We start from the raw sequence: 24,111 nt of genomic DNA, 5'->3' as shown, positions 1-24,111 counted from the left end.
TGGCTTGAATATTGAGTGAATAAGCTGTGTATCTCTGGTGTCTTTATTATTGATTTATGGGTAAAGTATTTTTTATTTGTTGGTATCGTTCAGTGTCAGAAAGCTTTCTGGCACCTTGTGAAGTATTGTAACAAGATTTAGTTTTATTATTTAGTTTAATAGTGTGACCTTTTGTCACTGGTTTATAACAAGACCCTTTACGAGTTTTTTCTTTTTGCTGTTCAAGCCTTAAAAGGCTTGAAAAATACAGCTGAGAAGCACCCCTGCGCTTTGCTTTAGTTCCCAAAACAGTGCCTTTTTTGTCTGTTACCAGCAACAATTTTTGTTGTACTAAAGAATCAATGGCATTTGAAACAGCTCGTCCAGATAGGTTACAGCACAGCATAAACAGCTTTTGTGATATCCATGCTCTTTCTAATCGAGTACCAGGAATCGTAGGATGTGTCTGCCCTATCGTTTTGCGAATAACGGTAAGCAGTACTTTTAATTCACTACTCGTTAACCGTTTTAATAAGTGATCAAAGAGGATATTAGGAGTTTGGGTTGTATGGATATAATAACTCATACCTCTAGTCTACAGATCAATGATAGTAAGGTGGTAGTGGTATAAATATGTATTGAAGATGAATTAAAAGCATCATACATATTTCTCCCCCTACCTATTAAGCACCTTATTGATTTATAGTCATAATATGAAAATTCAAGTACCAACAACACTCTCTTTAGAAAGTAATATGGAATTCCGAAGACTCTATAAAGATCAATACGGAGTAGAATTGACTATTGAAGAAACAAATGATGAAGCCTATCGATTATTGAGCTTCTTTGCGCTCGTTATCGAAAACACTCCTAAATATTATGAGTAGGATTTTTTGTATTGTGTGGTATAGTACTAATGCTGTTCAAAATCAAAATAAATTCAGACTAAAAAGGGGCAAAGAAATGATTTTGAACAGCATTCTGAATTATTACTCTTTGTCCCTTTTTGGTTGGTATTATGAAAAATAACAGTGGACTTCGTTATTTTCTCTATGCCAGAAAATCTAGTGAATCAGAAGATCGCCAAATGGCTTCTATCGAAGATCAAAAGGCAGAAGTATCTAAGATATCTGATGAACTCGGATTAAATGTTGTTGAAGTTTTTAGTGAGTCAAAATCAGCTAAAGCTCCAGGTAGAACGGTATTTAATGAAATGCTTTTACGGATTGAAAAAGGAGAAGCTGATGCCATACTTTGCTGGAAGCTGAACAGACTAGCCAGAAACCCTGTAGATGGAGGGAAAATAAGTTGGATGCTACAGAATAACATCATCAAGCATATTCAATGCTTTGGGAGGGATTACAAGCCTTCTGATAACGTATTAATGATGCAGGTAGAACTTGGAATGGCTAATCAATTTGTAAAAGATTTGAGTGTCGATGTAAAACGTGGAATGCGACAAAAAGCAGAGAGAGGATGGTGTCCTTTTCCAACGTTGCCTATAGGTTATATTCATCATAAAAATCGTAAAGGAGTTGTCCAAAACCAAGAAATTATAGAAGATCCAGAGCGACATCCCATTGTTAAAAAATTATGGAACTTAATGTTAACAGGTGCATATTCTATTGCCGAAATTAAGCGAGAAGGCGACAAAAGAGGGCTAGTAAATTTCAATAAAAGATCATATTGTATTCATACCTATCATAAACTGTTTAGCACAGAATTTTTCTTTGGATACTTCTATTGGAACGATGTTAATGGAAATAAAAAAAGATATAGAGGTCTCCATACGCCAATGGTGTCACAACAAGAGTATGAGAAAGTGCAGATTCATATAGGCAATCATAAAAGACCGACTCGAAAGAAAAAATATGATTTCTCTTTTCGAGGTCTACTCACTTGTGGAGAATGTGGATGTTCTATAACCGCTGAACGTAAATTGCAGGTTCGATGTACAAAATGTAGATATAAGTTCTCTTGTATTAACAGGGATGACTGTCCTAAATGCAATTTTGTAATTTCAGAGATGAAGAAACCCACAGTTATTGATATAACTTATTATAGATGCACAAAAAAGAAAGGAAGTTGCAGTCAAAAAACCATACAAGAATCAGAACTGGAGAAGCAATATTTAAAGGCATTACAAAGTATAGAGATTGAAAAGCCATTCTACGATTTTATAACGAAAGAACTTAAAGACTATGATGAAACTAATAATGCCGTACAGCTTCAATATATATCACAAATAAAAAAACGTAAAAGTGAAATTGAAAGTCGAATTAATGGTTTGACTTTAATGAGAGCTGAAGGAGATATTAGTAAAGAAATGTATCATCAATTGAAAGAACAGTCTGTAAAGGAAGCTAAAACTCTCGAAAGCGAAATTAAACAAGAAGAAAGAGGAATTACTAATTGGATGGAAGTGGCTATTGATTATTTAAACTTCTCTCTCAATGCATCCAAAACTCTCGAAGAAAGTGACTATTTTACTAAAAAAGCACTACTGAGTAAAATAGGTTCGAACCAGACGTTATTGGACAGAAAACTCTATTTTATAAAGGCGAAACCACTATTGGCTCTTAAAGAATGTGATCTTGTGTATAGAGCAGAAAAGCAAGGGTTAGAACCAAAAAATCACCTTATAAACAAAGGCGATTCTCATGGTTTTGACACCCCTAATGTGTCCTTGTGCACAGGACTGCACAACGTTCGAACCAGCATTATAGATTCTTAAAGGCTATCTACTACTACAAGCATAGAGAAAATCAAAAATTATTAGAAAGAGACATCAACTTTAAATTGGTGTTTTCTCATACATTTTACTACCCCTTTTGTATCATTCATTTGTAAGAGAAAATAGCAGAGTGAATACTCCTGATGACAATCCAATCTGCTACTTCGCACAAACGAATTTCAGAAATCAAGGTGATGACTTTGGTATTCTTTTACGTGACAGGCTCTATCACTTTTATATACTAGGTCGTACCGGAACAGGGAAAACCTCACTTTTACATACAAAAATCGCGCAGGATATCTATGATGGGAGGGGGGTCTGTTTGATCGACGTTCACGGAGATTTAGTTTCAAAAGTGTATGATACTATTCCAGAACATCGTAAGAAAGATGTTATCTATCTTAATACGACTGATCCTTTGCTTAATCTAGGATATAATCCACTGCGTAATGTTTCCTATGAAAAACGTCCGTTAGTTACTTCTAATATCCTTGAAATCTTTCAACACCTATGGGGAAATCAAAGTTGGGGTATCAAACTCTCTCATATCTTACGTAATGTCATTCTTACCCTCTTAGATCAAAAGCAAGCAACTTTTTCTGATATTCTAAAACTTCTTCATGATCGTGATTTTCGAGATCAATGTTTACCTCATATCATTAATCCAGACGTACGTGCATTTTGGGAGAAGGAATTTAAAAACTATTCTCCCAAGACAGACCTTATTCCTATTTACAATAAGTTGGGCGGTATCTTGTCATATCCTTCGGTAAAAAGGGTGTTAGTAAGTAATACCGAGCAGATTTCATTACGCAAGGTTATGGATTCTCAAAAGATACTGTTGGTAAATATTTCTAAAGGAAATTTGGGTTCTGATGCTTCATATATATTAGGTTCTTTACTGCTCACTTCCATTGCCTCTTCTGCATTCTCTCGTATTGATACACCTCCAGAAAAACGAAAAGTTTTCTTTTGTTATTTAGATGAGTTTCAACATTACACAACCGCTTCTATTATAGATATGCTCTCAGAACTGCGTAAGTTCAAATTAGGTCTTATTATGGCGCACCAATACATCTCACAGCTTGATCCTAAAATTAGAGAAGCGGTACTTGGAAATGTTGGATCAATCGTATGCTTTAGACTTTCTCAATCAGATGCGCGATTTATGGAAAAAGAGTTCTATCCCATATTTGTTGTAGCGGATTTTGTGAACCTCGCTAATTATGAAATTTATCTCAAGTTGATGATCCACGGCTCTCCTTCCAAGGCATTTTCAGCTAATACCATTACCCATCATCAAATCAAAAAACTTTACGATCCAATACATATTTCTGACTCTACCGTTTGATTTTTTTTGAGTTCATACTGGTTTCAAACGAACCTTAATTAAATAGACTATGAAACCCAAAAAACAACATCCCTTGGATATTGCTTTATGCAATGAAGTCCAAATACATTACAAACGACCTTTATATGATAAAGAGCAGAGAATTGCATCTTCGATGGCTACTGAAAATCTTTTGCGTGATTTTGTCGATACAAATCGATTGGATTACAAAGAGTTCTTTTGGGTCATCTTACTATCTAATGCTAATCAAGTATTAGGCGTTAGTGAGATTAGTATCGGAAATACGAACGGTACGTATGTAAATTATAAAGAGATTGCACAGCTCGCCTTACTTACTAATGCAACAGGAGTGATCATTGCTCATAATCATCCTTCGGGGGTTTTAAAAGCATCTCATTCTGACCATTCGACAACCAAGAACTTAAAGAAAAGCCTTGATACTTTACATATCAAATTACTCGATCACATTATCCTAACTACAGAAAGCTATGTCTCCTTCGCAGATGAAGGTTGGTTATAGTTTTCTAAGTCTTTATGCCAAAAACTCCCATTACTTATTACGGTGGCAAACTCAATATGCTATCTCATATCCTTCCACTTATTCCCGAACATACCATTTACACCGAAGCCTTTTTTGGTGGTGGTGCGGTCTTTTTCGCGAAAGCGCCTTCAGAATCAGAAACGATCAATGATACGAATAACCTTGTGGTTAATTTCTATGAAGTCATCAAAACTGATTTTGTTTCGCTTAAAGCAAAAATAGAAGCAACACTATTCTCACGGGCGACGTATTCTGTTGCTCTAGCGATCTATCGAATGCCACACTTGTTTAATACGTTACAACAAGCCTGGGCATTTTATATCGCTACTAATATGGGCTTTGCCTGTAATGTGGGATCGTGGGGATATGATAAATATGGAAAGCGGGTTAAAGCTTTTAGGAATAAGAAGATTGCTTTTGATGAGTCGATTTACAAACGGTTAGAGAATGTACAGATTGAAAATAACGATGCTCTAAAAGTAATTACAAGTCGTGATGCTGTAGATACCTTTCATTATATCGATCCTCCCTATATCAACTCTGATCAAGGACTCTATGAAGGTTATACGGAAAGTGATTATCGAAACTTATTAGATACGCTTTCTAATATCAAAGGAAAGTTTCTCTTGTCTTCATACCCTTCTGACATTTTGGATGAATACATCCAGAAAAATGGATGGTACACTAAACGATTTGAAAAACCTCTGAATGCCAGTCTTGGTAAAGAAGGAGTAGCAAATACCTCAAAGAAAATAGAGGTACTGACTGCTAATTACGCTTTCTAAAATCACATACTAATTTTTAACACAATTAAATATGACACTCAAACAACAACGTTTGTTACTCTACTTTTTTGAAGTATTGGAAGTAAATATGCGTAGTGCGGATATTTTCCCCATTTCTAAAGAAGTTAAAGGGTTTTTAACCCGAGATGAATGTATTGATATTGCCCTTTGGATTGCACCAGAGCGATATCATAAAAAAGAATTAGAAAACTTTAATGATGAAAAACTATACGAAGCATTAGTTACTGATTACAATGTTCTTTTATACATCATTCATAAATGGGAGTTACACTTATCAAAGCCTATTACTTTTTCAGATGAAGAGGTGGATGCGCTTTTTACCAGAACAAATAATCAGATGCATTACTTGTATAGTAAGCCGACATCACAGTGGGATAACTATGACAGGTATAACTACATCTCATTACTGTTTAAAGCAGGGTTTACCATTCAAGTCTATGGCATTTATTCTTCTTCGGTAAAAGAAGATGATAAATATATAGTGGATTCCCCACCGAAGGTGTTTTACGACACCAAAGAAGAAGCGAAAGCTGAAATACAACGCTGTATTACAGAAGAAAATTCTGATGAAGAATCCTTCGTAATCTATCGCCTTTATAAAATCAAATAATGAATTATTAATCTGCACCGATTCGGTGCTAAAACTAAATAGTATGGAAACACCAAGTATTGTTGATGTCTTAATACAGAACATCACTCAAGATCAGGCACTCTTAAAAGATGCTGACAAACAAATTACCGAAGCTAAAACAGCTAAAGGTGAAATTACGGATCGTCTTAAGGGTTATCGAAAAGAAGCAGAAATCTTTTTGAAATATGCCAATGATGAGCAGAAAGAAAAGATTGAAGCACTTGGCTTTAATACCTCTGAAACTCAAGGCTCATTAAATAATGTGGCCACAAGAGCATTCAATATCATCATGTATGCTAAAGATCATTCGCTTACCAATGATGAACTCTACACCATATATGCAGGCAATATGGAGAATCCAAAAGATGCTCTTAACTATACCGCCTTTAATATTAAATGTAGACCGCTGTTTAATAGTCAGCGATTGATTCGTACAAAAGCAGCAGAAGGTTTGTCTTCTCGTGAGGATATCATTTCGTTAAATAGTACGCCTATCAAAAAGGAAGAACCGAAAGATGGAGTAGCCAAGGTAAAAGAAACATCTGATATAAAAGATGATTCAAAGCAAGCTGAAAAGAAAGAGCCTGTTAAAACCATTGCTCTAAAAAAAGGAACACTTAATAAAGACAGTAAAGATGATACGACAGCAAAGAAAAAGTAAGGCAATAGATAATGCATTATGGTTAAACTTTGAACATCGCACTACTGATAAAGTTTACGGTGTTGTACAGAGTATAGAACAGGACTATTTAATAATACCTAAAGATCATCCGACCGTTTTTGGAGAAACCTTTGAGATACTACCTGATAGTTATACTTCTCTAGACTATGATCGAATTGCAGAAATCTTTGCAGATCGTAATACATTATGGTTTTGGGAAGAACTTCAGGGAATGTTCTCTACGGCAAATGGAGAGTTATTACGCTTTATTCTTGCGTATGACATCCCGCTTGAAAAGCTCATTCGCTACAGCTTGTCTGCTCGTGGATATGATAAAGATCAGAACTGGGTTGGATTTGATAAAGCCAAAGAAATTTGGCTGGAATAATTTAATACTTTTAAACACCTTTCTTTTGAGATTGGTGTTTTTATAATAAACTAAAATATGAGTGTTATTTTTTCACTATTAATTGTTTTTGACCAAGTAAAACATCGCCATTAAAAATCCTTACTATATATAATCCATTAGAGAGATCAAAATTATATTTCTGATTACTATAATTGCTTTTGCTAATGTATGTTCCTAGTAAATTACCTTTCAAATTAAATATTTTGATAGAAGTTATATTTAAATCTTTATCTAAAACCTCAACATTAAAACTTGAATTAGTTGGATTGGGAAATAACATTATCGACAAAGAATTATCATTACTATCTTCAAAATTTATTGTTTCAACACAAGAATTTAAATCTTTTCCTCCATCAATTATAGTCCAATTGTATGTATCAATAATGCTTTGCCTTGCCACTTCTCCAAGACAAAATTTACTATTTCCAACACCAAATTCAAGGTTGGGTTGTAAATCTAAATTACTCCAGCCTATTAAAAGATTATCATAACTTGTAGTAGATAAATTAGCATCTCTAAACATGTCCTTTACATCGGTAACATTACTTATATTCCAATTTCCTAGATCTTGATCAAAGGTAAGTGCATTATCAAACATCAATCTCATTTTAGTTACGTTACTTACATTCCAATTCCCTATATCGTGATTAAAATTAGTATTTCTAAACATTGCATTCATATTAGTTACATTGCTAACATTCCATGAACTAATATCTTGATTAAATGCACTAGAATCAAACATAAGAGACATACCTATTACAGAACTCACGTCCCATGTACCAATATCTTGATTGAAAGAGCTAGCTCCCTCAAACATAGCATTCATACCAATTACAGAACCAACATCCCAATTCTCTAGAGGATAATTAAAAATGGGATTATTTCTAAACATTCTAGACATCTGTGTAACATTACTAACGTTCCATTCACTGAGATCTTGATTAAATATAGTTCCACTAAATATATCTGTTAAACTGAGAACATTTGATAAATCCCAATTTCCAATTGGTTGATTAAATAATACAGCATCCTGAAATACTCCATTCATAAATATAATATTCGAAGTGTCCCAATTATTAAAACTTGCATTACCTACTAAAGAAGAGCATCCCATAAACATTTCATGTAAAGTTGTTACTTGACTTAAATCTGGAACATCTTGTGCTAAAACATCTAAATTTTTGAAATCTTTGAAAGATCCTTGAAAAGTTTCCCAAGCTATATCACCCCATTGATCAATAGATATCAATTTAAATTTATTAGCAGAAGATCCAACGAAGAAGTATGGATAATCTCCAGTAATTTTGATGGTGTATATTCCTGGAGAAGCATAGGTATGTGTAATACCTTTTTGCAATCCAGTATCTGAAGTTCCATCTCCCCAATCAACATTATAGTTAAAAACAAATGGTGCACTAAATAAAGTTGGTAGAGTGATTTGGTTATCATTTGAAGTACCTGGATTATCTGTTTTCCAAGTTGTAATGAATGCTTCATTTGAATTAGCTTCATCGGATATGCTAAAAATTCTTGCATACCCTGCATTATTTATATCGTTAAGAGAGCCAACGGCGCCAATAGCTAAAACACTTCCATCTTCACTTAAACTAACTGCCCCACCAAATTGATCTCCTTGCAAATCACCTTCAATATCTTGATTTACTTGTAACCAATTATTTGATTCTAGTTTGAAGACGCGGACATGACCAATATTATTAATATTTGTTTGACCGTCATTACGTCGAGCGCCGATAGCTATAGTTTCACCATCGCCACTTATAGTAACCGCTTCTCCAAAATTATCTCCAGAAGCTTCTCCATCAATATCTTGACCTAACTGTATCCAAGTATCATTTATCAATTGGTAAACTCTCACATGACCAGAATCAATACCATTTTCATCATTAAAAACAGCACCAATGACAAGGCGATTACCAACATCATTAATACTCACAGAATAGCCCGACTGATCATTTGCTGCCTCTCCATCAATATCCTGACCTAGTTGAATCCAATTATTTCCATTATATGAGTAAACTCGTGTATGACCTGCTTTAGAAGCGAAACCGTCATTTAGAGTTGCACCAATAGCTACTCGTGTACCATCTTTGTTAATACTTACAGAATAGCCCGACTGATCATTTGCTGCCTCTCCATCAATATCCTGACCTAGTTGTACCCAATTTAAACCGTTAAATTCAAATATTCGAGTATGACCTTTAGAGAAATTAATATCATTCGTTTTATTAGTTCTAGCCCCGATAGCAACCCGATTACCAATACCACTTAAGCTTACGGTAAAACCTGACTGATCATTTATACCTTCTCCATCGATATCAGTTCCCAACTGAACCCATATATTGCCTATTAACTGATATATTCTTACGTGCCCTGAATTGTTTCCATTACCGTCATTCATAAGGCCTCCAATAGCAACAATATTTCCGTTAGAACTCATACTTACAGAATATCCAAATTGATCATCTTCTGATTCACCAAAAATTTCTTGCCCTACTTGATTCCACGTATCACCAAAAAAATCAAAAACTTTGACTGAACCAGAATCTACGACATTCTCATTATTATTAAGTCTGGCTCCAATAGCTACACGATTACCATCCTCACTTAAACTTATAGAAGAACCAAATCGATCCCAAAAAACTTCTCCATCAATATCATTTCCTAATTGTGAAATTTGAGAGAAACTAATTATTGGAATAATTAGAAAAATAAGGATATAAATCTTTCTCATTTTAATAAATTTTATGATAATTAACACCTTTTTATTAATTATCTGATTTTCAAATAAATATATAAAAAAATAATAACTTTATATCTGATTATGAGATAATTATAATTTAAACAAGGAATTTGAGGTATAATATTCAAAAAATGTAGTGTTATTATAAGACATAGAGCATGATTTTTTAGTCATACATAAATGTTATTCCTAGTTGAAGGGCAAATATTTGAAACATTACCCGAAAATTACACTTCTCTTTCCTATGATCGGATAGCAGAAATCTTTGCAGATCGTAATCCATTATGGTTTTGGGAAGAGCTTAGAGGAATGTTTGCAACGGCAAGCGGAGAACTCTTACGCTTTATTCTTGCCTATGATATCCCACTTGAAAAACTGAATCGTTATAATCTGTCTGCTCGTGGGTATGATAAAGAAATGAAATGGGTTGGATTTAACAAAGCCAAAGAAGTTTGGTTGGAATAATTAAATACTTTTAAACACCTTTCTTTCGAGATTGGTGTTTTTTCTAACTCATCTGAGTAGTAATCGAATTAAAAAGAAGAAGACAGATTTGAGAAAAAACTAACTTAACTCTAAATTACCATACTTACTTTAGAATACTCTTCTGATGATTTTAACGCTTATTTTTATTTTAAGTTTTAGATATTAATGTATATTATACTTTTTAAAATATACTTTTACTATCTAAATGAGAAAAATTCTATATCTAATAATTTTAACTTGCTCAATCACTTATTCACAAGATAAGTGGGAGCTGATCAATAACCATGATTTAAAATTCAAATTACCTATTGATTATAGTTCTAAAAATACTCCTAATGCAAAAGTCTACAGCTATGAAGATGATAATAAAATAATGACTTTATCTATCTTTAAAAATGAAGCAATAAAGAATCTAAAGGAAAGTAATGAAAATGAACTTAAACGTTATTATAAAGGTATTATAGATGGTTATGTAGGTAAATCTGGTAGTGAAATTTTATCTAGTGAGACTTATAATTTTGAAAATACTCTGGCAGAAAAAAATGTTTTAAAAGTTAGTTATCAAGATGGAACATATAACCTTTTAGAAATACATATCTTATACAAAAATGGTTTAAATTACTTTGCAACTTTTCAGTATGATTCAAATGCTAATCAAAAAATTATTAATGATAAAGATGTTTTTTTTAACTCTTTTACTTTTATAACACCAGAGATTGTTAAAAAAAACGAGGGAACTAAAATAACACTTACTCAAAATGATTCTTATCAACTCGGAAACTATATAGGCAAAATACTATCTTATATTTTAGGAATTAGTTTTGTTGCTTTTATAATCTATTTTTTCTTCATCAAGAAAAAGAAAGAGGCTATCTAAAAGACAGCCCCTTTTTTATTTGCACAAATCGAAACTTATTCTCAAATACGCGACTCTCTAGTGCTTTATTTTGTTTTCAAAAACCTTCTTTTAACTTAATCTTCAAAAGAAAAAGAGTCATATTTCCCGTCCCAACCATCATCATATGTTACAATTTCTATATAGTTAAACTTACCTTTATCTATTGATAATTCAAAAGAAAAATATTCTTCAAAAGAATCGAACTTTAATGATTTGTTTGATGATAAATTGGCATTCAGATTCTCATTAAATTCTATTTGTTTTATATTGTCATAATCAAATTTAACGTATAACCCAACACCTGTAAAATCTCTCTCTACCACTTTCAAAAAGGGTAAATACTCCAGTAAGAAAAGATTCTCCTTTGAAGTCGTTTTGCTTTTAAATACCTCCTGTATAATAGCAAATTCGAGTTTGTTTAAATAATCAACCATAAATAATTTATTTTAATCCTTTTTGACTAAACGAAGACAGGTCAACTACCCCATCTTTTATTCTACCTCCTATTAAGCGTATTTGTTGTCCTGCAACTTCTATTATATTTCCTGCATCTCCACTTGGCAATATTCCTTTTGAATTAGGCGTTAAGGCACCGTCTTTTAAAGCTTTATTAGCTGCTTCTTGAACCGCATCAAATGCTTTATTTTGGTCTCCTCCAAAAGATTTCACAAAGTCATCTAAATTATGTTCAGCTTTGCCAAAAACATGATTAAGTCTATTAGGGGAGACAGCTTTTTTACCTAACTGTTCTGCTCCTTCTTTAACTCCTTTTTGGGAGAGTTCTTCACCGCCTTCTTTAATAATTTGTTCTACAATTTCACCAGCACCCTTTACTTTCTTTAAATTATTCAAACCACCTGTAACATAAGTTTCGACAACTTCATAAAGTACAGCACCTCCAATTCGACCACCTTCATAATAATCATCATCAGACTTAACACGTTCAGTGTTTGAATGTTGTCTAAACGTATCTAACATATAACCTTGATCCGCTGGAGGTTTTTTAGGATCATGACCTATAAATCCATGAGCAACACCTATGGCTATACTTTTCGCTTTTGCTAACCAACTTGGTGGCCATGGCCCCATTCCTGTTGGATCAATAAACATATTAGGGTTGTTATATACATAATTGTATAGAGACCAACTATGAAATTTTTCCGATAGAGGATCAATATTCATCCAACGTCCTAATGCAGGGTCGTAATTACGAGCAGAAATATCATACCAATCTAATCCAAGTTCTTGTCCGTATTCTTTTCCTCCGAACATAAATCGTTCCGCAACGCTGTTCACGTTGGAAGTAACCGCGTCATTATATCCTTTTTGTTGCAATCCAAAGGGATAGTAATGCTTTTCTGAGATGATTTCTGATTTACTTTCTATACTTCCATCCAGATTACTATCGGCATAAGTTAAACGAATATTTCCTAAATGATCCGTATAATTAAAGGCATATTGATACGCTGTACTCCCCGAAGTGATTATAGGTTCTATGTACCCTTCTGGATGTGAGAATAATTGTAATGTTTCTACACTTCCTACTCGCTCATAGATATAACCTCCTGCATACGAGGTCGTTTTAGTAATTCCTTGTGAGTTGTCTACGAGCACTTTTGCGAGTTTGATTCCTGTGGCGTCATAAATATACGTAATAGTTCCGTTTTCACCTCCTGCGTCGTTTATAATGATACTTGTAGGTAAATTCAAATGGTTATAGGTAATATTAGTAATCTTTTTATTTTGATCTGTCGTTAGGTTTCCGTTTACATCATAGGTATAGTCATTTGCAAATTGCCCCCCATCTTTAAATCCATTGGTATTACCAGAAGCATCGTCTACTTTTTGTAACTGGTTGCCTATATAGGTATAGGTCAAGTCGTCCATAAGTGCTGTACTACTTTTACTTGCTTGACTATCTCTTTTAAGAGTCCCTATATTTCCGTTTTTATCATAACTTACATCATATAATGAGTAGACATCTTTGGTATTGAAAGCAACTCCTTTACCACTAGATGCTATGGAAATTCTGTTTAAAGCATCATAAGTATACGCATAACTTCTCTCTTGTTTATCGGTATTGGCTGTACTCCAAATGGTTTGTACTATATTTCCATTATATAGAGGCGTTGGTGTGATATCTTGTGATGTATCAAAACCCTCTGTATCATCATAATACAATTTAAAGGTAAATAAATCAGCTTCGTTTTGATTTGTCTCTGGATTAATATCTGTAAGCCATCCTCGCACATTATAGGCATAGTCTACTTTTTGAAGACTTTTATCAATTGTAGTCGCATAGAAATTAAGATTACTGATTTGTGAATTTGGTGTTTTTAAACTAATATCACCGATAAGAGGAATTTCAGAATCTTCTAGTGGTACAGATACTTTAATATTTCCATTCTGTTTAAAGTGTGCAACACCTTCTTCTATTTCTATACTAAAATTTTTATTATCAGATAGGTAACGTCCTGAATATTGCAATGTAGAACCTCCTCCTGCTAAAGGACGAGTAAACACATAGTATAAATAGCCATTAGAATTATAATTAGTTGTGAAGAGATAGTAGTAATTCATTCCTCCTGCGCCAGGATCCGTATTGATATTATTTAACCCCACACGTAGTTCTGAACCTATGGTCTCTATAGTAAAGGAAAATCCACCATTATCTTCTAATTTACCAATTGTAGCAAGCCCCGCATTGTAAGAATTTGCATCATCCGTTTTTGTAATAAAATAACCATCATTAGATACAACTACATTAACCAAGTCAGTGTATCCAATTTCAAAAAGCTGCCCTCCTACACGTTTAGATTCTAATTGTCCTATTTCATCATAGCTATTACTAGCAATCAATTGTACTGGTTCATTGTCTATTTGCTGCGTATGTGTCACCAATCTATTTTGATGATCATAGGTGAAATAATCTTTAGTGACTATAGCCTGATGTCTTGTTTTTTGATGTGTGGTTTTACTCTCTAGTACTTTTCCGATAAAATCCAATCGTGACTCTGTAATATCTTCTGTATCGAGGTAGGCATTAACACTTACTCCATACACAGGTCTTGCCTTCTCATCATAGCCCGTAACTGAAGTAATCCAATCACTGTTTTCTAATACTCGTACTTTAGAAACTGTAGGTAGCCCTCGGGTACTATTTGTTAAAGAATCTGCATATACTGTAGGAGGTAAGGTAATTCCTGCATGGTCTATATAGCTATCATAATAATTTACAGTATGTATTGTAATATTACTACTAGGAAATACCCCGTTTGAGTAATATATAGTATCATTTCCTATACTTGTGGCTGCTGTACGAGTTTCATTAAAACTGGTTTGTGCATTAATTGCCGTTTGTATAAGAGTATTAGAACCCCCTCCCGTTGCTTGATAGATTCCTGTGTATACGACACGATTGAGTGCATCATATTTTGTAAACAGGTATTGATTGTTTTCGCGTAAGCGGGCATCTTGTGTTAATACAGGACGATCCAGCAGATCATAATAAATATATTCCCATCCTTTTGCAGGAATTTTCTTTTCTATCAATCGGTTACGATAATCATAACGATATTGATAACAAAGCCTATCTAAAATGTCTTGATAATTACTCACTAGATTTGACCCGTTTACGATTTGACTACTTCCTTCTGGAGAAAGCACAAACGTAAGATTGCCAAAATCATCATAGACATAATAGGTGTCATGTGGAACCTCTTGGTCATAGGTTCTTTTTAGTACTACTTGTCCCTTTTTATTGGTAAACTCCTCTATAGCATGATCTCCACTTTCTACAATAGTATACTCCTGTGGAGGATCAAAGGGTCCTGGAGGTGGTCCTACTGCTTCATATCTTTGTTCGAAATTCTCATCTTGTACAATTGTCTTTGATAATCTGTTTTCTGAATGAATGCCGATAAGTTGTAGTGATGGTTGAGTGATATCTGTTCCGTTAAAAACAACATTGAAATCTAGTACATCATCTCCTTCATCGTCTTGATTACTTGTCGTGTTAGCAGTGTAAATGTAATGGATCGTATGATCAAAAATGGTGTCTTTTTGTATTACCCAACTATTACCAGGCGCTCCTTGTCGCAAAGGCCTGCTAAGGGGAGATTCTTCAAAAAGGGTTTCACTATATGGATTTTGAGTATTCTCATACTTAAAGGTGTTATAAAAAGTCTCTATACTATCTTTTAAAACACCCTGATTGGTAAAATTAAGTGGAGTTCCCATTTCTGTAGGTGTTGCATAAGGCAAGTATTGTTTGCTAGTACGCCCTAAAGAATCATATGTGACCATTTGAACCACATTTTGTTTATTGCCTCCTGCCTTTGCTGAAACAGATTGCATTACTCTTCCTAAACCATCGTAATAGGTGATATTCTCTATTTTTTGTTCATCATCTACCACATCTGTTTGAGTGGGTATTTGATATGTTGTTGTCTTTACGTAATTTTCTGTTGTTGTCTGTCCAATAGCTAATATTGTAAACATCAACATTACGAATGCTATTATTTTTTTCATCTTAATGAGCGTATTAGTTATTGATTTTAAAATTATATTCATTTTTACTTAAGATATTTCCAGTGGCATCTTTAACATACTTAAGTCTATACAAGGAGTCATACTCATAGTACATTGTATAGCCACGAGGGTCTGTCATAGAGGTAACTCCTATCAATGGATCATAGGTATAGGAACTTATTTGGGTATGGCTAAGTGTTGGATCATCTCGCATAGCATCTAATGCTTGCCTAAGCGCTCCTTCATTACCTACATATCCTATTGTTCTATCATTATCTGCCTGAGCAAAACTGACTAAGGAAGATATATAAGATGATATGTCTGAATATGTACCGTTTGCAATTTTTGCAATAGGATATTTATTACTATATCCCCATATATAAGTGACTACATTAACTCTATCCAAAGTAGAGGGTAGCCCTCCACTTGTAGAGACATCCAACTGATAGGATGTTTGTATGTTTCCATTTGAGTAATACTCAAAGAAAATACGTTCTTCATTGGGATGACTAGAAGATAAACCTGTTGCTGGATCTATAAGATTATTAGTAATCTCAATGGAGCCTGGGTAAAATCCATTTCCTGCAGTGATATAATTAATTTTTCTTGTATTTACTGCATTATCTGCTGTTGTCGTTGTGACAATAGGTACTTGAACTTGATTACGAGTTTGCATTTGCAAATACACGCTCTCTGTAAGTTCTGAGGAATACACATATTCTTGTTCTATTTGCTCATCAGTTTCAAGAATTGTTGTTCTCTTTCTGAGAAGATGCCCTATACTATTATCATATTCATAATCTGTAGTTGTTTGCAACTGTTGATTATCATCAGGGTTCCCAAAGAATTGTGTCGATACTTGTTGTATAGCACCACCAACGGCTCCTTGAACGCTAGATGTTCTCATTTCAAAAGAGGGTATGTATGATGTGATATGGCGATTCCACCCTTCTGGTTGATCTGGATATGTATAACCACAACTGTAGGAACCTTCATCAGGTAAGTGTATTTCAACACCTTCACTTGCTGTACTAAATTGCGCATAATACTTTTCCTGAAAATCATAGGTAAAACCATCCAAATATGGTTTACTCACTAAAAAATTGGAGATTTTTTCTGGTTTATTGACAACATATATCCCAAAGCTTCCAAAATATTTATAGGCAGAAGCATGATCAGCCAATTCACTTGAGGTTTGCTGTAAAGCATTTCCAGAAGCACTATGTATTCTGGTATTTACTTCTTGACCAACAGCCAATGATGGGCGATAAGAACTTACATTAGGTGGTACTCCTGATGAGTACAGACCTGTATGTTGATCAATATAAAAATCATGCTGTATGTACCCTCCATTGTCCTCTAAAGTTGTTCCTTTTTTAAACACTTCGTACACACGAGAATAGGCTATGTGGGGTTGACTTCCACCGCTAGAACTTCCTGTAATAAAAATAGAAGTGGCATCTACAAGTTGACAATCTTCGCCAATACTCAACCCATTATTAATCGTATAAAATTGAGGGCGAAAAATGATATTTCCAGAAGAAGTGCTTGAATCTGTTTTTTCTACTTTATAGAGGTATTCTTTTTCTGTAGCTAGCACTGAAGTATCTGTATAGTTTTTTATGGTTTTAATACGAATACCTGCACGTTGAACTTCTGCGAGTTCTTCTTCTGTATCTAGGATAGTTTCAATACGACTTATTCGCATAAGCTGCGTAATGTTATCATTAGGGTTTACTAAAAATATTTGATAACAACCAGGGGTTAGATATGTAGTCATCTCTCCGTTAACATTGAGCTGATTTTGATGAAAATTTTTATTAAAAATGAGATTTGCATTATCAATCAATAATTCGCCATTACTCAAATCAATAATCTGGTCAATACTACGTACTGGTTGTGATCCACAATTAGTAGTATTGGAAACTTTAAAAACATAAGCTAATAAAGCAAAGCCTGTAGGCACATTACCTCCATTGTTATTAGTCTCTACATATTTCAAGGTATAATTTCCAGCCTCTTGAATATCAAAACTTGTATTGCTGTAATTGGGACTTCCAGTAGCTCCATAAGTATCCGCACACCAACCAATGTCATTACCTCCGCTACAATCACAGAAAGCTCCAGGATCATTGCAAGAAACATTAGTATCAATATCTCCTACAAGGGATTGAATTCCGTATATTTGATTCTGGGTGTTTTCGTTAATATCTGCACTTTCAGCAGGTGTTGAGTGTGATTGAAATTCAAAATCAGTATAACCTCCCGTAGGATAGTAAATTCTTGAAAGTGTTCCTATTATCGCATGATTAAAACTTGAAGATCTATCTGCTCCTCCAAAGGTATGCTGACCTACCGTTACTTCTGGAAACAATACTGTGTTTGATATTTGACCATTATTGTACCCCATATAATCTTGCCCTCTGCTTACTACAGGAGGAACTTGTTCTGGAGAAAAATAATCAAAACGGTATTTTTGATAAATATCATTTGTATTAGAAGTGATATCAATACCATCTAATTTTAGTCGAATATGAGATGCTAATTCTGTAGAAGGATCTTCATTATTAGCCATCCCAAAGTAGGAGGTTAAAAAATCGAATGTTCTATGTTCTTGAGTCGATCCATCTTTAATAATGATTTTATCAATAGCTTCAGAAGCTCCTATATCATAACGGTCTTCGTACGTTATAGAAATAATTTCTTTTCCACTATGGGTAATATTATCTAATCGTTGCTGTTGTATTCTAATAGCGGGAACAGAACCCGTTACATACGGAGGAGCACCAACATAATTAGGGGTATTCTCATCTATAATGTAACTATAAGAAGAATATCCCGAGACACTGAAATTTTGCGACCAAGGATCTAAAAGAGTATAGTTAAAGATATAAGTATCTCTTCTGTTTGCAGACTCTATTTTGGTAAGTACCCAAGAAGAATTATAAATCTTAGTCACTGCAAAGTTTTGATTGGAATCATCTCCTTGATAATTAGTAACCTCAGCTTCTTCAAAGTAGTATTTTGTACCGTCTGACCCCGTTACAGTCCATTTAGTAATACTACGCATCCCATTTGCAGCAGCAGGACTTGTGGTAAACTCTACAATAATATTAGGATTATTAAGCGCATAGGCTTGACGTGTAGCAACATCAAAAGCGATATAATCGTTAATCCCTATAGCGTTTAAACTAAAATAGTCTGGTTGTGTCTCGTTTTCGTTGATACTGATGCGATTCAGAAAATCAAAATACATAACTACAGAATCACGAGTACCAAACTTAGTACTTTCATCGTAATAAGCAATCATCTTACTTTGTACACTATCATTCCAGAAACTAACATAAGGTGTAATTCCTGATTGAATATAATCATCAGGATTTCCATTAGTAATACGAGAGATTCGTCCTCCGACAGCTAAATTCCATCCCAAACCGGCACTTGTTGCTAATTGTTCTACTTTGATACCAGAAGCATCATAACTAAGACTTACAGGAAGATTAAGTTCTCTTCCTTGATATGTATAGATAGGAATCCCAATCTCAGGAGTACCCGCATACATATTTACAGACGTATTTCCATATTGTGTAAAGGCTTCTGCTTCTGGAGAATTAGGAATGGCAATAGATCTATTAAGCTCTGCTTCATAATCAAATGGTGATTGCCCACTCGATACTTGAGCATAGGATGCTATAGAAGTTAAAAGTAACATCTGAATACACACTATACATATGTGTTTTAAAAACATTGTTTTTCTTTTCATAATAAATTAGTGATTGTAGGATACCTCATCGTATACTCAGACATATCCATAGATTGGATACACCAAGTACAAGAACAGATGTACCTTTTTTTTTATAAATAAATGTGGGATTTTTGCTAGCTAATTTCTTCCAACACGTACACTTGATCAGATGTACAGGGCAAAAATATGGCAATAGGATGGAGATACCTCATAAATAGCCTAAAGACGACTGAAGCTACTGATCCTTATCATATAAGCAATAAAAAGAGGATGTTTTGGGCATAAAAAAAAGCCCTTTTCTAAGGGCTTTTTTTATTAATTCTTATTTAATACTCACTGCATACAGTTCTCATCATAAACAAGCGCTAGCAAAACCCTAATCATAAAAAGTGCTGCTATTTAGAATGATATCAACATTCCCGTCTTCTTTTATTTTAAGAATATATTCATACATCTGACTTGTATGTAATCCAGCATTATTTTTTATTTTACTCATAGATATATCTCCGTAATAATCTGTTAATTTAACTTGGATTAAATCACCGTACAATCTTGTGCTGCTAAAAACTACTGCATTACCACTAGTATTAGAAAGAGAAGATAGACTTTCATAATATCGTTTTTGACAGCCCACAGATGCATCATCCATTAATATCACTTCATCAAAATCTATTTCAAATGATTGAAAAGCTGAATCAATTTCTTCTTTTGAATAAGGTCCAAAGGATAGTTTATCAAGATAAGGGCTTACTAAATAAGAGTTTACTGATTTTGCATCTTGCGTCTTCAATATTTTATTTATACATTTTTGAATTACAAAGTGATCATTAATATTTAACTCTTCTGGACAAGGAGTATGAGATTGACATCTCATCAAAAGAATAAACAGTAAAAATATCCTATATCTCATCCTATAATTCTATAGATTACCTCTTCTTTCACCTACCAAGAGTTTATAAAATATGCACAAAGCCCAATTAACAAAAAAATAGATCAGTCCTATTAATTCTTTTAATCTTTGAAAATTCTGGTTTAAGATATTTTTTATTACCTCGTCTGTTTGGATCTATAATTAGTAAAATAATTGATCCTATGATCTCAAAAATCATATAAATCTCTTTTATAAATTTGTACGATGTGATTTTAGAATGAACTCTTTATTTTAATGTTTAGGAATCATTCTACGTATCACACCACCATCATCCTACCCTCACGCAGCACAATCGCTTTCCCATTGACCAAAATCTCTAAATCATTGCCTTGGTCTATGCTAAAATGAGTACCGACTTGCGTAACCTCAATGGTAAGGATTTGTCCTCGGTAGTTAATTTTAAACGAATAGCTTTCCCAGGCATCGGGAATTTGAGGTTCAAACGAAAGCATATCTTCACGCATCCGCATCCCGCCAAAACCTTCCACCACACTCATCCACGTGCCTGCCATACTCGTGATATGTAAGCCTTCCTCTACCTCTTTGTTATAATCGTCTAGATCTAAACGTGACGTACGTAAATAGAACGTATATGCCTGTTTCATACGACCTAATTTTGCCGCTTGTATGGCGTGGACACAAGGGGAGAGCGAACTCTCATGCACCGTAAATGGCTCATAAAAATCAAAGTGCTTCTCCAACTGTTCGTCAGTAAAATGATCTTCAAAAAAGTAAAAACCTTGCAAGGTGTCTGCCTGCTTGATGTACGGGGAACGTAAAATACGATCCCATGACCATTTCTGATTAATAGGACGTTCAGACATCGGTAAATCGGCGACAGAGATGAGTTCTTTATCCAAGAATCCATCCTGTTGCAAAAACACATCGTGCTTTTCAGAATAAGGAAAATACACTTTACTCGCTACGTTCTGCCATTCGGTGATTTCAGCTTCGGAGAGTGCTGTTTTTTCTAGGATTCGAGCAAAGTCGGTCGCGTGTTCTTCGCGGACTTGGTACGCTTTCGCGAAAGCGTACTCCAAACACCACGTTGCTAGATAATTGGTAAACCAATTGTTATTCACGTTATTCTCATACTCGTTAGGCCCCGTCACGCCTAGCATTACATACTTTTCTTTATCTGAAGACCACGTAAAACGCTGCTTCCAAAAACGCGCCACCCCAATAATCACTTCCAGTCCCATTTCAGGAATATAGGACGTATCTCCCGTAAAACGCTCGTAGTTATAAATCGCAAAAACCATAGAGCCATTGCGGTGTATTTCTTCAAAGGTAATTTCCCACTCGTTATGACATTCTTCACCATTCATCGTCACCATAGGATACAAAGCAGCGCCATTGGTAAACCCTAATTTTGCCGCATTTTCTATCGCCTTCTCTAAGTGTTTATAACGGTATGTCAATAAGTTACGCGCCACACTCTGATCTTTGGTCGCCATATAAAACGGAATACAATATGCCTCGGTATCCCAATAGGTAGACCCGCCATATTTCTCTCCCGTAAATCCTTTAGGACCAATATTAAGTCGCGCATCTTTTCCAGAATACGTCTGATTTAACTGAAAAATATTAAAGCGAATCCCTTGCTGTGCCTTGACATCGCCTTCTATCGTGATATCTGCCATCGCCCACACTGCTGCCCAATCTTCTTTTTGCTGCGTCAATAATGCTTCAAAACCTAGTGTTTCGGCTTTCTCAAGCACGGCATTTGCAGCGGACAACAAGGCATCTTTCTCGTGATTTAAATCACTGACGTAGCCGCCAAATTTATGAATCTCCAAGGTTTCGCCTTCCTTCACATCAGTCTCGTACTGATGACCTATATAAGTAATCGTTTCTTGTTTATTGCCTATTTTCCCTTGATAGGATGATTTTTCTGTACGCTTTCGCGAAAGCTGAATACGTCTCCCACCCACATACAATTGGTTGCTCATCATGGTGCATACCTGAAACTGAGTCTTCATGGTATGCGCTAAAATAAACGCGCGATGCTCCTGATCTGAAACAGAAAGGGTATTCCAAAACTGATCATCCCAATTAGAATCTTCATTGCTAATGCCACTGTCCAGATACGGTTCATAGCTGATGGTCGCATCTTCATCAAGAGGGGTTACTTCATATTTAATCGCACCTATCTCATTGATGTTTAAACTTAAAAAGCGGGTGGCTTTGACAGCTACTTTACTTCCGTTTTTCAACGTCGCGTCAAAACTACGATAGAGCACCCCTTCTTTCATATTAAGGGTTCTATTAAAATTCTGAACAGCCGTACACGCATGTAAATCTAGAGATTCACCGTTTACCGTCACTTTTATACCGATCCAACTTGGGGCGTTTAGTACTTTGGCAAAGTATTCTGGATAGCCGTTTTTCCACCAACCCACACGGGTTTTGTCTGGATAATACACACCTCCTATATAACTTCCTTGAAAAGTCGCACCGCTATAATTTTCTTCAAAATTAGCACGTTGCCCCATGGTACCGTTCCCAAGACTCATCAAACTCTCTGATGACTTTACAACCTCAGGATTCCATTTTTGCTCTATAATTGACCAAGCGTCAGGGATAATATATTCTAAATGCATGTTTTATATTTTTAGAATCAAGAATCAGGATCGTTTGTTTTACTCACTTCTTGAGACAAGACTTTTTAAATTCTTATCTCTCATTTTGGTTCTTGAAAGGCTGTTTTAAAAATTGATATTGATGAATTTTTTATTTTATAAGGGTGTCTAAAAAGTCATTAGACATCCCTGTAAAATCTGCAAAGACATGATCTGCTTCGTGTAATACGTTTGCATCTCCAATCCCAATACTTGTCATTCCGGCACTATTTGCTGCTTGAATTCCCGCAATCGAATCTTCGAATACGATGCAGTGTTGCGCATCTGTTTGTAACGCTTGCGCTCCTTTAACAAATACTTCAGGATCAGGCTTAGCAGCCGTCACATCATTACCATCTACAATGGTTTGAAATTTATTGATAAGCGCCACACGTTCCAAAATAGGACGTGCATTTTTACTGGCACTTCCAAGAGCGATGCCTTGATTTTTTTGAATTAAATAATCTAAGACACGAGGCACATCAGGTAAAATTTCGCTTTGATCCATTTTCTGGATGTAGCTTAAGTATTCTACATTTTTTTGAACAAGCCAAGCATCTTTTTCTTCTTGTGTCGCTTTGTAGTTTGCCATCTCCAACAAAATCTCCAGAGATCGCACCCTGCTCACGCCTTTAAATTGTTCGTTCTGCTCCTCGGTAAAATCAAAGTTGATTCCTTTAGCAAGATTTCGCCAAGCGAGGTAATGGAACTTTGCGGTGTCTACAATTACCCCGTCTAAATCAAATATAAATGCTTTCTTCATATTGGTTTGTATCTGGGCACAAAGCTACTTATTATTTCTATTTTCTCTTTTAAATTCATCATAATAAAACCAATTACACATTTTATCAAAACAGTTATCACTTGAACGTTTAACCCACATTATACATAACAGATTCATAAATGATCATATCTCCTATGATCTTAGCAAGTTTTTTTATTTAGCAAACAAAAAAAGAGGCCGTCTAAAAACAATTTAGGCGGTCTTTTATATTTTGAAGATTTTGGTTCTTTCAGTTTTTAACTC

The 24,111-nt window shown here is 34.6% G+C and carries 18 protein-coding genes; 10 read left to right on the top strand and 8 right to left on the bottom strand.

Going from position 1 to position 24,111, the window contains the following annotated elements:
* Positions 1-46: 46 nt before the first annotated feature.
* Positions 47-565: a hypothetical protein gene (locus tag Q0505_RS12990; RefSeq protein WP_299213531.1), complete on the bottom strand. Its 519-nt coding sequence runs from the start codon at positions 563-565 to the stop codon at positions 47-49.
* A gap of 127 nt (positions 566-692) precedes the next feature.
* Between Q0505_RS12990 and Q0505_RS12985 the strand changes: the two genes are divergently transcribed.
* The 8 genes from Q0505_RS12985 to Q0505_RS12950 all read left to right on the top strand — a co-directional run bounded on the left by Q0505_RS12985 (position 693) and on the right by Q0505_RS12950 (position 7,091).
* Positions 693-866: a hypothetical protein gene (locus Q0505_RS12985; RefSeq protein WP_299213529.1), complete on the top strand. Its 174-nt coding sequence runs from the start codon at positions 693-695 to the stop codon at positions 864-866.
* Between the two features lie 131 nt (positions 867-997).
* Positions 998-2,713, top strand: coding sequence for a recombinase family protein (locus Q0505_RS12980; RefSeq protein WP_299213527.1), 1,716 nt, complete (start codon positions 998-1,000; stop codon positions 2,711-2,713).
* A gap of 130 nt (positions 2,714-2,843) precedes the next feature.
* Positions 2,844-4,064, top strand: a complete 1,221-nt coding sequence (locus tag Q0505_RS12975; RefSeq protein WP_299213525.1) for a type IV secretion system DNA-binding domain-containing protein — start codon at positions 2,844-2,846, stop codon at positions 4,062-4,064.
* Positions 4,065-4,113: 49 nt separating this feature from the next.
* Positions 4,114-4,584 (top strand): JAB domain-containing protein, encoded by a 471-nt coding sequence (locus Q0505_RS12970; RefSeq protein WP_299213523.1) that lies wholly within the window; start codon positions 4,114-4,116, stop codon positions 4,582-4,584.
* Between the two features lie 14 nt (positions 4,585-4,598).
* Positions 4,599-5,390 (top strand): DNA adenine methylase, encoded by a 792-nt coding sequence (locus Q0505_RS12965; RefSeq protein ID WP_299213521.1) that lies wholly within the window; start codon positions 4,599-4,601, stop codon positions 5,388-5,390.
* Positions 5,391-5,421: 31 nt separating this feature from the next.
* A complete protein-coding gene (locus Q0505_RS12960; protein WP_299213519.1) occupies positions 5,422-6,021 on the top strand; it encodes a hypothetical protein in 600 nt (199 codons plus the stop codon).
* Between the two features lie 43 nt (positions 6,022-6,064).
* Positions 6,065-6,703 carry a hypothetical protein gene (locus Q0505_RS12955; protein WP_299213517.1) on the top strand — a complete coding sequence of 213 codons (639 nt, stop codon included), beginning with the start codon at positions 6,065-6,067 and terminating at the stop codon, positions 6,701-6,703.
* Positions 6,678-7,091, top strand: a complete 414-nt coding sequence (locus Q0505_RS12950; RefSeq protein WP_299213515.1) for a hypothetical protein — start codon at positions 6,678-6,680, stop codon at positions 7,089-7,091. Before Q0505_RS12955 ends, Q0505_RS12950 begins: the two co-directional genes overlap by 26 nt.
* Positions 7,092-7,155: 64 nt before the next feature.
* Here the strand turns inward: Q0505_RS12950 and Q0505_RS12945 are convergent, their stop codons facing one another.
* Positions 7,156-9,864: a BspA family leucine-rich repeat surface protein gene (locus Q0505_RS12945; protein WP_299213513.1), complete on the bottom strand. Its 2,709-nt coding sequence runs from the start codon at positions 9,862-9,864 to the stop codon at positions 7,156-7,158.
* A gap of 189 nt (positions 9,865-10,053) precedes the next feature.
* Here Q0505_RS12945 and Q0505_RS12940 point away from each other — a divergent pair, with 189 nt between their 5' ends.
* Both Q0505_RS12940 and Q0505_RS12935 read left to right on the top strand, forming a co-directional pair.
* Positions 10,054-10,338 carry a hypothetical protein gene (locus Q0505_RS12940; RefSeq protein ID WP_299213512.1) on the top strand — a complete coding sequence of 95 codons (285 nt, stop codon included), beginning with the start codon at positions 10,054-10,056 and terminating at the stop codon, positions 10,336-10,338.
* A 226-nt stretch (positions 10,339-10,564) separates the two neighbouring features.
* Positions 10,565-11,236, top strand: a complete 672-nt coding sequence (locus Q0505_RS12935) for a hypothetical protein (RefSeq protein WP_299213511.1) — start codon at positions 10,565-10,567, stop codon at positions 11,234-11,236.
* Positions 11,237-11,331: 95 nt separating this feature from the next.
* On the opposite strand, the gene Q0505_RS12930 is transcribed toward Q0505_RS12935, so the two are convergent.
* The 6 genes from Q0505_RS12930 to pgmB all read right to left on the bottom strand — a co-directional run bounded on the left by Q0505_RS12930 (position 11,332) and on the right by pgmB (position 23,847).
* Positions 11,332-11,691, bottom strand: coding sequence for a hypothetical protein (locus Q0505_RS12930; protein WP_299213510.1), 360 nt, complete (start codon positions 11,689-11,691; stop codon positions 11,332-11,334).
* Positions 11,692-11,698: 7 nt separating this feature from the next.
* Positions 11,699-15,787 carry a DUF6443 domain-containing protein gene (locus Q0505_RS12925; protein WP_299213509.1) on the bottom strand — a complete coding sequence of 1,363 codons (4,089 nt, stop codon included), beginning with the start codon at positions 15,785-15,787 and terminating at the stop codon, positions 11,699-11,701.
* Positions 15,788-15,800: 13 nt separating this feature from the next.
* On the bottom strand, positions 15,801-19,499 hold the full coding sequence (locus Q0505_RS12920) for a hypothetical protein (protein WP_299213508.1): 3,699 nt from the start codon (positions 19,497-19,499) through the stop codon (positions 15,801-15,803).
* Positions 19,500-19,908: 409 nt separating this feature from the next.
* Positions 19,909-20,322 carry a hypothetical protein gene (locus Q0505_RS12915; protein ID WP_299213507.1) on the bottom strand — a complete coding sequence of 138 codons (414 nt, stop codon included), beginning with the start codon at positions 20,320-20,322 and terminating at the stop codon, positions 19,909-19,911.
* A gap of 398 nt (positions 20,323-20,720) precedes the next feature.
* On the bottom strand, positions 20,721-23,066 hold the full coding sequence (locus Q0505_RS12910; protein ID WP_299213506.1) for a glycoside hydrolase family 65 protein: 2,346 nt from the start codon (positions 23,064-23,066) through the stop codon (positions 20,721-20,723).
* A gap of 130 nt (positions 23,067-23,196) precedes the next feature.
* Positions 23,197-23,847: a beta-phosphoglucomutase gene (gene pgmB / locus Q0505_RS12905; protein ID WP_299213504.1), complete on the bottom strand. Its 651-nt coding sequence runs from the start codon at positions 23,845-23,847 to the stop codon at positions 23,197-23,199.
* Positions 23,848-24,111: the final 264 nt, after the last annotated feature.

The organism is uncultured Dokdonia sp. (assembly GCF_937910895.1).
Taxonomy (GTDB): domain Bacteria; phylum Bacteroidota; class Bacteroidia; order Flavobacteriales; family Flavobacteriaceae; genus Dokdonia.
Note: the sequence above shows the minus strand (reverse complement) of the source record. Positions and strands in the feature narration are given on the sequence as shown.